10 protein-coding genes are annotated in these 11,561 nt (G+C 75.8%); 8 read left to right on the top strand and 2 right to left on the bottom strand.

Features of this window, described 5'->3' with window-relative positions; all coding sequences use genetic code 11:
* Positions 1-110: 110 nt before the first annotated feature.
* On the bottom strand, positions 111-350 hold the full coding sequence (locus tag AB0N17_RS07600) for a chaplin (protein WP_366010218.1): 240 nt from the start codon (positions 348-350) through the stop codon (positions 111-113).
* 418 nt (positions 351-768) lie between these two features.
* Here AB0N17_RS07600 and AB0N17_RS07595 point away from each other — a divergent pair, with 418 nt between their 5' ends.
* From AB0N17_RS07595 to AB0N17_RS07560, 8 genes are all read left to right on the top strand, one after another.
* The gene (locus AB0N17_RS07595) at positions 769-1,905 is read left to right on the top strand and encodes a glycosyltransferase (RefSeq protein ID WP_366010217.1); all 1,137 of its coding nucleotides are present in this window, start codon (positions 769-771) and stop codon (positions 1,903-1,905) included.
* The gene (locus tag AB0N17_RS07590) at positions 1,902-3,440 is read left to right on the top strand and encodes a sugar transferase (protein ID WP_366010216.1); all 1,539 of its coding nucleotides are present in this window, start codon (positions 1,902-1,904) and stop codon (positions 3,438-3,440) included. The genes AB0N17_RS07595 and AB0N17_RS07590 overlap by 4 nt, the downstream gene beginning before the upstream one ends.
* A gap of 3 nt (positions 3,441-3,443) precedes the next feature.
* Positions 3,444-4,763 carry an O-antigen ligase family protein gene (locus AB0N17_RS07585; RefSeq protein WP_366010215.1) on the top strand — a complete coding sequence of 440 codons (1,320 nt, stop codon included), beginning with the start codon at positions 3,444-3,446 and terminating at the stop codon, positions 4,761-4,763.
* Positions 4,760-6,529, top strand: coding sequence for a lipid II flippase MurJ (locus AB0N17_RS07580; protein ID WP_366010214.1), 1,770 nt, complete (start codon positions 4,760-4,762; stop codon positions 6,527-6,529). The genes AB0N17_RS07585 and AB0N17_RS07580 overlap by 4 nt, the downstream gene beginning before the upstream one ends.
* A 52-nt stretch (positions 6,530-6,581) precedes the next feature.
* Positions 6,582-7,271: a polysaccharide deacetylase family protein gene (locus tag AB0N17_RS07575; RefSeq protein ID WP_366010213.1), complete on the top strand. Its 690-nt coding sequence runs from the start codon at positions 6,582-6,584 to the stop codon at positions 7,269-7,271.
* Positions 7,271-8,428, top strand: coding sequence for a glycosyltransferase (locus tag AB0N17_RS07570; RefSeq protein WP_366010212.1), 1,158 nt, complete (start codon positions 7,271-7,273; stop codon positions 8,426-8,428). The genes AB0N17_RS07575 and AB0N17_RS07570 overlap by 1 nt, the downstream gene beginning before the upstream one ends.
* On the top strand, positions 8,425-9,081 hold the full coding sequence (locus tag AB0N17_RS07565; protein WP_366010211.1) for a lipopolysaccharide biosynthesis protein: 657 nt from the start codon (positions 8,425-8,427) through the stop codon (positions 9,079-9,081). The genes AB0N17_RS07570 and AB0N17_RS07565 overlap by 4 nt, the downstream gene beginning before the upstream one ends.
* A 134-nt stretch (positions 9,082-9,215) precedes the next feature.
* The gene (locus AB0N17_RS07560; RefSeq protein ID WP_366010230.1) at positions 9,216-10,256 is read left to right on the top strand and encodes a GNAT family N-acetyltransferase; all 1,041 of its coding nucleotides are present in this window, start codon (positions 9,216-9,218) and stop codon (positions 10,254-10,256) included.
* Here the strand turns inward: AB0N17_RS07560 and AB0N17_RS07555 are convergent.
* A complete protein-coding gene (locus AB0N17_RS07555; protein WP_366010210.1) occupies positions 10,225-11,292 on the bottom strand; it encodes a glycosyl hydrolase in 1,068 nt (355 codons plus the stop codon). The two genes, AB0N17_RS07560 and AB0N17_RS07555, sit on opposite strands and share 32 nt — an antisense overlap.
* Positions 11,293-11,561 lie beyond the last annotated feature (269 nt).

The raw sequence follows: 11,561 nt of genomic DNA, 5'->3' as shown, positions 1-11,561 counted from the left end.
GCCCCTTTTGCATGGTGGTCTGGACAACCGAAACCGGGCCCCCCTCATGAACTGGGCCCCGCAGCGGTGTGCGCGGGGCGGACGGCCGGCGAAGGGTTCGCAGCCCGACGTCAGTGGTTGCCGCAGGTGTCGCCGAACGCCGGGTTCAGCAGGCCGATGACGTCCACGGTGTCGCCGCAGACGTTGACCGGCACGTGGACCGGGACCTCGACGACGTTGCCGGACACGACACCCGGCGAGTTGGCGGCGCCGCCGGTGGCGCCGGACGTGGCGGAGGCCACGCCGGCGGCGCCGGCGACGGCCGCGACGGCAGCGGAGGTCAGGACCAGACCCTTCGCGATACGCGACATGGAGAGGTGCTCCTTGGGATTCGACGCAAATCATCCGGGCGGGATGCCCGGCGCTGTGTCAACGCGCCAGGCCCCGAGGGGTTGTGCCGCCAATGGAGTGACGTCCCGGGCGGCGTACGCCGGTGGAACGAGGCGACACTCCGGGTCCTGCGAACGGCGTACGGGACCCACGTCTGCCGCACACAACAGCCCTGACCACCCGGCGGATCCGGGCCTACGCCCACACGCTCGGTGACGAGGGGACCCGTTCGATCTCATCACGGCACCGCGGGTCCGGCGGTGACCCGCCGGGCTCCCGGCTCGTTTCTCACCCGGACGCGGCAAGGGCCGGCGCGCTCGTCGCCGCCGGGAACGCCCGGCAGTTCGGCGCGTTCCCGACCGCAGTCCCGAGCGCCCCCGTGAGCGAGGAAGTACCCGAATGCACCAGCCGGCACCCGACCCTGGCCCACGGGTCCTGCACGTCGCGCAGCCCGCCGACGGCGGCGTCGCCCGGGTCGTCCTGGACCTGGTCCGGGCCCAGCTCGCGGCGGGGCTGCACGTCACGGCGGCCTGCCCCGGCGGCGAACTCGCCGACGGACTCCGTCAGCTGGGGGCCGACGTACGCACCTGGCGGGCGAGCCGGTCCCCGGGTCCCGGCCTGCCCGGCGAGGTACGCGCGCTCGCACGTCTGATCGGGGAGGTACGGCCCGAACTGGTGCACGCACACAGCGCGAAGGCGGGCCTCGCCGCGCGGCTCGCGGTGCGCGGGCGCGTCCCGACCGTGTTCCAGCCGCACGCATGGTCGTTCGAGGCGGTCGGCGGACTCACCGCCACGCTCGCGCTGCGCTGGGAGCGATGGGGGGCGCGCTGGGCCCACCGGGTGGTGTGCGTCAGCGAGGCGGAGCGCCGCACCGGCCTGCGCGCCGCGATCCACGCGCCCTACGCCGTGATCCCCAACGGCATCGACACCCACCGCTTCTCCCCACGGCCCGCCCCGGCCGAGGCGGCGCCCCTGGTCGTCTGCGTGGGCCGCCTGTGCCGGCAGAAGGGCCAGGACGTCCTCCTGCGGGCCTGGGACGACGTGCTCGCCACGGCACCGCGGGCCCGCCTGGTGCTGGTCGGCGACGGCCCCGACCGCGCCGCCCTGCACCAACGTGCCCACCCCTCCGTACGGTTCACCGGCGCGGTCACCGACCCCCTCCCCTGGTACCGGGCCGCCGACCTGGTGGTGCTGCCCTCACGCTGGGAGGGCATGGCCCTCGCCCCGCTGGAGGCACTGGGCTGCGGCCGGCCCGTCGTCGTCACCGATGTCGACGGCGCCCGGGAGAGCCTGCCGCCCGCGCTGCTCCACGATTGCCTGGTCCCCCCGGAGGACCCCGCGGCGCTGGCCGGAGCCGTCACCCGGCTGCTGTCCGACCGGGCGCGGTGTGCGGCCCTCGGCGCGCAGGGGCGCCGCCATGTGCTGGCCGCACACGACGTACGGCACACCGCCGCACGGATCGCGGCCGTCTATCGCGAACTCCTCGGCACGCGACCACCCGTGCCCTCCGAGCGCAGGGAGCCCATCCACTCGTGACCGCGGAAAGCACCGTCCCCTCCCCCGGCAGGCAGCCGTGGGACCACGGATTCCCGTCCCTCTCGGTCCTGCCCCCGCGCACCGCCGACGGCTTCCGGTTCCCGCTGCACCGCCCACCCGCGCGGCGCGCCGCACCGCTGCCGCTGCTCACCGCCGATCTGCTCGCGGCGCTGGTGGGCGCGGGCCCACTGGTCGCGGCCACCGGCCGTCCGTTACTCGCCGCGGTCCTGGCGTCCGGTGCGCTGCTGCTGCGCCCGCGGTCCACGCGGCCGCTGCCGGGCGTGCTCGACGAACTGCCCGGGCTGTGCGGGCGGATCGCGGTGGCCTGGCTGGGCACGGCCGCGCTGCTCGCCGCGTACGACCCCGGGCGCGCCCTGACCGCCCGTACCCTGCTGTGCGGCTGGGCGCTGCACACGGCGGCCGCCTGCGCGGGCCGGGGCACGGTGCACTGGCGGCACCGGATCGCGCTGCGCCGCCGTCCCCGCACCGCCCTGGTGCTCGGGCCGGCCGCGACCGGACAGCGGATCGCCGCCGCGCTGCTGCGGCACCCGCGCTGCGGGGTGCGGCCCGTGGCCGTGGTCGACGAACGCCCGGAGGCGAACGAGCCGTTCGCCACGGCCGGCGAACGGCCGGGATCCGGTGGCCGCTTCGCCGTGGTGGACGAGCACCCGGAAGCAGACGGACTGTTCACCCTGCACCGCAGGCACCCCGATTCCGTCGGCGCGTTGCCCGTGCTCACCACCGGCGCGGCGGTGGAGCGGGCGCTGAAACGGGACGGGGTCCGGGTGGTGCTCGCCGTCCACCCGGCCGTGCGCACCGAGCAGGGCCCGCTGCTGCGGGCGCTCGCCGCGTCCGGCTGCGCGGTGTGGGAGGTGGACGCGGACGGCCCGGCGTACGAACTGAGCGAACGGCTCGCCGGGTTCGCCGTCCGCCGCCTGGACCTGGGCGTGCCCCGCCGGACGAGTGCCGGCAAGCGGCTGCTGGACGTGGTGATGTCCGGGGCGCTGCTCCTTCTCGTCAGCCCGGCGCTGCTGGTCTGCGCGGTGGTGCTCCGGGCCACCCACGGACGGGGGGTGGTCTTCCGGCAGGAGCGCGTCGGCAAGGACGGCCGCCCCTTCACGCTGCTGAAGTTCCGCACCCACCGCCCGGTCGACGAGCACGAGGCCGCCACCCGGTGGAGCGTGGCCGGAGAGCGGGAGATGAGCCCCTTCTGCCGGTTCCTGCGCCGGACCTCGCTGGACGAGCTGCTCCAGCTGTGGAACGTCTTCCGGGGCGACATGAGCCTGGTCGGACCCCGGCCCGAACGGCCTTACTTCGTCCACCGGTTCAGCCAGGCCCACCCGGGTTACGCGGCCCGCCACCGGGTGCCGGCCGGCATGACCGGGCTCGCCCAGATCAACGGGCTGCGCGGCGACACCTCCATCGAGGACCGGGCCCGCTTCGACAACGCCTACATCGACACCTGGTCGCTGTGGCAGGACGTCTGCATCCTGCTGCGCACCGCCGCCGCGCTCGTGCGCTCGACAGGGAGCTGACCGATGGCCCTCGCCCTGCCGCTCCGCCGCCCCGCCCGGCTCTCCCCGGCGCTGTCCGTGGTGGCCGTGGTCGCCCTGCTCGCGCTGCCCCTGTCCCCCGGCGGCGAGGGCGGCGCGGGCCCCGCGGACGCGATGTCCGCGCTGGTCGTCGCACACAGCGTCGTACGTCTGCTGCGCGCGCGCCGCCGCCCCCTGACCCGTACCGCGGCCGTGGTCCTCGGCCTTCCGGTGATCGGTGTGTCACTGGCCGCGGTGCACGCCCTCTCGCCGGGCGTCGGGCTCGCCGGCCTCGGCCGCTATCTGCAGATCTTCGTCCTGGTCCCCGCCGCCGTGCTGCTCCTGCTGCGCGACCGGTCCGACGTCCGGCTGCTCGCCTGGTCGCTGGTGGGCCTCGCGCTGTGGCAGGGCGGGATCGGTGTGGAGCAGTACCTCACCGGGACGGGCGCCTCCTATCAGGGCGAGGAACTCCGCGCGGTCGGCACCTTCGGGGCGGCGGACGTGATGGGCATGGCGACCGTGGTGTCCTTCGGGCTGGTGTGCGCGGTGGGACTGGCGCTCGGCCCGGGTGCGCCGCGCGTGCGGGCGACGGCCGCCGGCTGCGCCGTGCTCCTGCTCCTCCCGCTCGCCGTGTCCTTCAGCCGGGGCGCGTGGATCGCCACCGGGGTCACGCTGACCGTGCAGCTGGTGCTGGCCGGGCTGCGCCGGGCACTGCGGGTCGGCGCGGTCGTGGTGGCCGCGTGCGTAGTTTTGGTGGGCGGGTTCGGGGCGGGTACGGCGCTGCTGCAGGAGCGGGTCGACAGCATCTCGCAGGTCACGGACGCACCCGACCAGTCGGTCCTCGACCGGTACACGATGTGGGCGGCGGCGGGCGACATGTGGCGCGGGCACCCGCTGACCGGTGTCGGCCTGAAGGGCTTCCCCGAGTACCGCGACGGGTACGCCTCCCTCGCCCTGTCCTCCGGCAGCGACACGGAGGGCGCGGGCGCCGCGTTCCGCAGAGAGCCGCTGCTCTCCCCGCACAACATGTATCTGCTGGTGCTCGGCGAGCAGGGCCTGATCGGGCTGCTCTGTCTCGCGGGCGGCTGGCTGGCCCTGCTGGTGTGCGCGCTGCGCGGCCTGGCGCGGTCCCGCGCGGCGGGCGGCCGGGGCCTGGACTGCGCCCTGGTCGCCTGCGGGCTGCTGGTCTGGCAGCTGGTCGACTTCGTGTACGCCGACATCGGCGGCCCGTCGACCGTGCTGACGGCGGTCTGCCTCGGACTCGCCGCCTGGTGGGGCCTGGTGGGCGGCCCCGGGCTCCGCTCCGAAGAGGGGCGCCCGGGATGACGGCCCCGCGGACGGGCGAGGTCCCGGGGCAGGGCGCCCGGCCGGTCACGGAGAACGCCCCCCGGCTGCCCCGCCCCGCACCCCGGGAGCCCGCCCCCACCTCCCGCTTCCTCGCCAGGGCCACCCTCGTCACCGCTTCCCTCTCGGTCGCGGCGGCGCTGCTCGGGCTGGTCAGGGACCAGTCGCTGGCGCGGCTGTTCGGGGCGGGGCGGGACACGGACGCCTTTCTGGTCGCCTGGACCGTGCCGGAGTTCGCGGCGACGCTGCTCATCGAGGAGGGGCTGGCCTTCGCCCTGATCCCGGCGTTCAGCCGGGCCCTGGCCCGCCGCGCCCAGGGCGCCCCCGGGGACCCGGTGCGGTCGCTGGTCGCCGGGACGCTGCCCAAGCTGGCACTCGCGTGCACGGCCGCCGGGGCGTCGCTCGCACTGGCCGCCCCGGAGTTCGTCACGGCCCTCGCGCCGGGCCTGCCCGACCGGCGGCTCGCGGTGGACTGCACCCGGCTGGCCGCCACCTGCGTGCTGAGCTTCGGCCTCGCCGGGTACTGCAGCGCGGCCCTGCGGTCCCACCGCCGCTTCCTGGCCCCGGCCGCGATCTACGTCGTCCACAACATCGGCATCGTCACCGCGATGTACGCCCTCGGCGGCCAGTGGGGCGTGCGGTCGGCCGCGTTCGGGGTGGCGGCGGGCGGATGCCTGATGGTGCTGGTCCAACTTCCCTCACTGGGACGCGAGTTGTGTCGCCACCGCCGTACTCCGCACACCGTCCCCGCCCCCGCCTCCGTCCCCACTTCCGTCCCCACGACTGCCCCCACCTCCGCCGCCGCCTTCGCGCCCGTCGCCGCACCCCTCCCCCCGCCCCGGCCGAGGGGCGCGCTGCTGCTGGCCGCGGTGCTGCTGTTCGCGCTGGCCCGCCAGTCGCAGGTGCTGATCGAGCGGTTCCTCGGCTCCGGCCTGCCCGCCGGGGCCATCTCGCATCTCAACTACGCGCAGAAGGTCGCCCAGATCCCGATGACGCTGTCGATGATGCTGTGCACCGTCACCTTCCCCGTCGTCGCGCGGGCGCTGGCCGACGGCGACACCGAGCGGGCCCGGGAGCGGGTGGAGCGGGACCTCGCGCTGGCCGCCTCCCTGGTGCTGCTCGGCACGGCCGCGGTGGTGGCCTGCGCCCCGCAGCTGATCGGGCTGCTGTTCCAGCGGGGCGCGTTCACGGCCGCGGACACGGCGGCGACCGCCGAGGTGATGCGGGTGTACGCCCTCGGTCTGCTCGGCCAGACGCTGACGGGCGTCCTGGTCCGCTCGTACTTCTCGGCGGGCCGCACCACCTGGTACCCGGTCGGCGCCATGGCCGCGGGTCTCGTGGTGACCTCCTGGATCGGCGCCGGCACGGTCCGCTCCTGGGGCGTCACCGGGATCGCCACCGGCAACGCCTCGGGCATCACCGTCACCGCCGCCCTGCTGCTCGCCGGCCTGGCGAAGAGGCCGAACCGGCACGCCGCCCACGGCAACCGGCGTGGGGTGCCGGTCCGGCCCCGGCGCGTGCTGCGTGAGCTGAGCCGGCCGCTGGGGGCGGCGGCCGTCGCCGCGCCGGCCGGCGGCCTCGTCGCGGCCCTGCCCGGAAACCCGCTCGCCGGGCTCGCCGCCGGCGCCGCCACCGTGACGGCCGTGTTCGCCCTGCTCGGCCTGGCCCTGGGCGCCCAGGGCGTCGCCCCGGCACTCCGTTCCGTACACACCCTCACCCGAAGGCTCGCCCATGCCGTCCTCCGTTGAGTCTGCAGCCCCGACGCGGGCCGCCTCCCCCGGTTCCGTCCCGTGGATCGCCATGTACCACTCGGTGGGCGACCGCTCCGACGACCCGTACCGCATCACGGTCACCCCCGGCCGGCTGGACCGGCAGCTGCGCTGGCTGCGCCGGCGGGGGCTGCGCGGGGTGTCGGTGGCCGAGCTGCTCGCCGCGCGCGCCCGCGGAGAGGGCCGGGACCTGGTGGGCCTCACCTTCGACGACGGTTACGCCGACTTCGTCGACGGTGCCCTTCCGGCGCTGGCGCGTTGGGAGTGCACCGCCACCCTGTTCGTGCTGCCGGGCCGGCTCGGCGGCGACAACGCCTGGGACCCGCTGGGCCCGCGCAAGCCGCTGCTGACCGCCGCCGGCATCCGGCACCTGGCCCGGGCCGGCGTGGAGATCGGCTCGCACGGCCTCGCCCACCTCGACCTGACCCGCGCCGACGACGCCCTCCTCGAAGCCGAGACGGCCGAGAGCCGCGCCGTGCTGGAGGAGTTGACCGACGCCCCGGTCACCGGCTTCTGCTATCCGTACGGCACGGTCGACCGGCGGGTGCGGGACGCGGTGCGCGCCGCCGGGTACGACTACGCCTGCGCGATCGACCCCGGCCCGCTGACCGGCCCGTACGCCCTGCCGCGCGTGCACATCGGGCAGAACGACACCGCCGTACGCCTGTTCCTGAAGCACCGGCTGCACCGGCTGCGCCGCCGGCCCGTCGAGGGGCTGTGATGAGGGCGCTGCAGGTGATCACAGGGCTCGGTGTCGGCGGCGCCGAGCAGCAACTGCGGCTGCTGCTGCGGCACCTGCCGGTCGACTGCGACGTGGTGACGCTGACCGATCCCGGCCCGGTGGCCGACGGGCTGGTGGCCGACGGGGTGCGGGTGACGCACCTCGGCATGACCGGCAACCGCGATCTGACCGCGCTGCCCCGGCTGGCCCGGATCGTCCGGCGCGGCCGGTACGACCTCGTGCACACCCACCTGTACCGGGCCTGCCTGTACGGCCGGATCGCCGCCCGGGTGGCCGGGGTGCGCGCGGTCGTCGGCACCGAACACTCCCTCGGCGCCACGCAGATGGAGGGCCGGCCGCTCACCTCCGGGGTGCGTGCGCTGTACCTGCTGGGCGAGCGGCTCGGCCGGTCCACGGTCGCCGTCTCCCCCACGGTCGCCGAGCGGCTCACCCGCTGGGGCGTCCCCGGGCCGCGCATCGCGGTCGTGCCCAACGGCGTCGACCTGGCCCGGTTCGCCTTCGACCCGGCGGCCCGGCGGCACGCCCGCGACCGGCTCGGACTGCCCCCGGACGCGTTCGTCATCGGCGGCATCGGCCGGCTCGCCCCCGGCAAACGCTTCGACGTCCTGATCCACGCCCTCGCCGAACTCCCCGTCGAGTGCCGTCTGTTGCTGGTCGGCGGCGGCCCGGAGGAGAGCGCCCTGCGGCTGACCGCGCGGGCGGCGGGCGTCGCCGACCGGGTGCTGTTCACCGGCGAACGGCCCTGCGTGCCCGACGGCTCGCCCGGCCCCGGGCTGCCCGCGCTGACCTCGGCGATGGACGTGCTGGCGTCCCCGTCCCCCGAGGAGGCGTTCGGCCTCGCGGTGGTGGAGGGGCTCGCCGCCGGCCTGCCGGTGCGCTACACCTCCTGCCCGGCCCTGGAGGACCTGCCGTACGAGGCCGCCCCCGGCGCCGTACGCGTCCCGTCCGGCGCCGGTGCCTTCGCCCGCGCGCTCGCCGAGGTCCGCGCCGCCGGCCCCGGCCCCCGCACCGCCCCCGAGGCGGCCCGCCACTACTGCATCACCCGCAGCGCCGCCCGGCTCATGGACGTCTACACCGCGGCGCTCGCCCACACCTCCGCCCGAGTCCCGACCCCGCAGGGAGCCAGCCCGTCATGACCGAGAACCACACCCGGTACCGCCGCACCGCCCGTCTGCACCGGATGCGCGCACTGCCGCCCTGGTCGCTGGTGGCGGCCGGGATCGTCGCGGGCGGCCTGCTCGGCGGCGCCTACGGCGAACTGAAGACCCCGACGTACACGGCGACCAGCTATGTCATCGCCGTCCCCACCGAGCGTTCCGACACCGCCTCCGCGCTCGGCTTCGCCCAGGCCTACGGCCGGGTCGCCACTCAGCTCGCGGTGCTCGACGACGCCCAGGCGTGGGCCGGGGTGCCGGTGAGCACCCTGCGCGACAGCGTGCGCACCCAGACCTCGCCGGACGCCCCGATGGTCGCCGTCTCCGCCACCTCGGCCCACCCCGCCGAGGCCGCCGACATGGCCAACGCGGTCGCCCGTGCCCTGACCCAGCACGCGGGCGACACCAAGGCCGACACCCACGTCGAACTGCTGCCGTTCACCCGCGCGGTGAAGCCGACGACGCCGTCCTCGGCCTCCGCCGGGATCACCGGTCTGGTCGGGGCGAGCGCGGGCGGCCTGCTCGGCGGCCTCGCGCTGCTGGTACGGCCCGGACGCCGGCCCGAGCAGGAGACCGCCCGGGCGGCCACGGTGCCCGGCCAGGCCGTCGCCTCCGACTCGCACGGCCGGCTGTGACGGCCACCCGCCCGGCGCGCACCGCGCGCCCCGCCCGCACCGCCGGCGCCACCGAACCCGCTCCCGCCACCGCCACCGCCACCGCCACCGAATACGTCACCGAATGCGTCACCGACGAGGACGTCTTCGCCGCGCTGGCCCCGGCCTGGGGGCGGCTGCACGGGCGGTGCGCCGCCGCGACCCCCTTCCAGAGCCACGCCTGGCTCCACTCGTGGTGGCTGTCGTACGGCAGGCGCGGGCGGCTGCGGCTGCTGCTGGTGCGCTCCGGCCGCGAACTGGTGGCCGCCGCGCCGCTGATGCTGGTCCGCCGGCCCCTTCCCGCGCTGGTCCCGCTCGGCGGGGCGATCTCCGACTACGCGGACGTGCTGCTGGACGACACCGACGACGGGCGCGCGGCCGACGCGCTCACCGCGGCCCTGGCGGACGCGGCCCGAACGGCCCTGATCGATTTCTCGGAGGTTCGCCCCGGCGGCGCCCTGGAACGTGTCCGCGACCGCTGGCGCGGACCGCACCGCACGGTCTACGACTCCCTCTGCCTGGAGCTGCCCGCCCTGCCCATGGACGCCCTGGTGGCCCGGCTGCCGTCGAACAAGGCGCAGCAGCGGGTGCGGGCCAAGCTGCGCAAGCTGAGCGCGCTGGGCCTGGAGCGACGGGTGGCCGGCCCGGAGGAGGTGGCCGCGGCACTCGGCCGGCTGCTGGAGCTGCACCGGCTGCAGTGGCGGGGGCGCGCGGTGACAGGGGAGCATCTGCGGCCCCGGTTCCGCGCCCACCTGGTGCGCGCGGTCGGCCCGATGGTGCGCTCCGGGCACGCGGTGGTCACCGAGTTCCTGATCGACGGCGAGGTGGTCGCGGCCGACCTGACCCTGCTCTCGCCCGGCCTGGCCGGCGGCTATCTGTACGGCGCCCATCCGGGACTGCGCGAGCGGAAGGCGGACGTGGCGGTGATGCTGCTGGACGCCTGCGCCGGGCACGCGGACGGGCGCGGCACGCTGAGCCTGCTGCGCGGCGACGAGCCGTACAAGCACCACTGGCACCCCGAACCGGTGGTCAACCGCCGGCTGCTCCTGGCCCGGCGGCGCACCGCCCCGCTGCTGGCGGCCGCGCTGTGCGAGGCGACGGCCCGGCGGTGGGGCAGGGCGGTGCTCAGCCGGTGGCGGGACCACCGCGGGGGCTAGCGGCCGCGCGTCCGTACAGGGCCGACCGGTAGACCTCCGAGGACAGGGGGTTGCCCGAGCACTCCCACACCCCGTGCGGGCAGTAGTCGGTCAGCGTGTTGTACAGCGGCTCGTGCTCGTCGATCCAGGCGAGCATGCCGCGCATGTACGCGGTGTCGTCTCCGTTGCGGAACAGTCCCCATTCCGGATAGGAGAGCGGCTTGCCGTGGGCCCGGGCGAAATCCACCTGCTGCTGGAGTCCGTAGGGCTCCCGCACCTGTTCGTCGAAGGAGAGCCCCGCCGGCTGGTCGTAGGCGTCCATGCCGATGATGTCGACCGTGTCGTCCCCCGGATAGCACTCGGTCCAGGGCACGGCGTCATGGCCGCGGCTCGGCGCGAAGTCGAACCGGAATCTCTGCCCCGGCACGGCACGCATCGTGGTGACGATCCTGTTCCAGTACGTCTTCCAGGCCTGCGGGTCGGGTGCGCAGCGGTGGGTGTAGGTGGTGCCGTTCATCTCCCAGCCGAGCACGATCACCGTGTCCGGCACCTTCAGCTCCACCAGCCGCTCGGCCAGGGTTCTGAAGTGCTCGTCGAACGCGCCGGCCGCGCCCTGCGCCAGCAGCCACCGCACCTGGTCGTCGGGGACGAAGTCCTCGTTGCGCTCCTGCATCGGCACGTTGAGGACGAGCATCCGGCCGGCCTTCTCGCGCCGCCACTGCGCCCAGGCGTCGAGGAAGCCGGGCAGGCCCTCGATGTCCCGCCAGCGATCGCCGGGCAGATAGGTGTGGGCCACCAGCAGTTCGGTCCCGCCGAGCCACTGGCTCAGCTCGGCCATGCGCGCGATGCCGAGCGGCCCCGAGCCGAGGAAGGCGCCGAAGGCCGGGACGGTCTCGGCGGACGCCGGGGCGGCGGACGGCGCGGGGGCGGCAGGGCCGGTGGCTCGCACCACCGCTGTCGCGCATCCGGGGCCGGCGGCCAGGGCGACCGACACGGCGATCGCCGCCGCGGCACCGGCCCACCGCCGGAAGCGTCCCCGCCGCTGCTGTGGAGCCATGCCCGCTCTCCCTCCTTTCGACTCTACGACCGAACACACGTACATGTGGACCGACTTATCGCAGTGCCGGCACAGGGAGCCGGCACCACGACGCGTCAGCGACGGGAGGCAGTCCGTCCTCGCCGGTACAGGATCGTGCCGGCCGCGATCAGCGCAACACTGGCGGCCGAGGTCGCGATCATGGCCGGTCCCTCACTGCCTGTGTGTGGAAGGGGCGGCGTCGCGGCCTCGCCGCCACCGGGCGGCAGGGTCTCACCACCACCGTGAGC

Origin of the sequence: Streptomyces sp. NPDC051133 (assembly GCF_040682635.1) — a bacterium.
Taxonomy (GTDB): domain Bacteria; phylum Actinomycetota; class Actinomycetes; order Streptomycetales; family Streptomycetaceae; genus Streptomyces.
The sequence above is the reverse complement of the archived record's forward strand: the minus strand, read 5'-3'. Positions and strand labels throughout refer to the sequence as shown.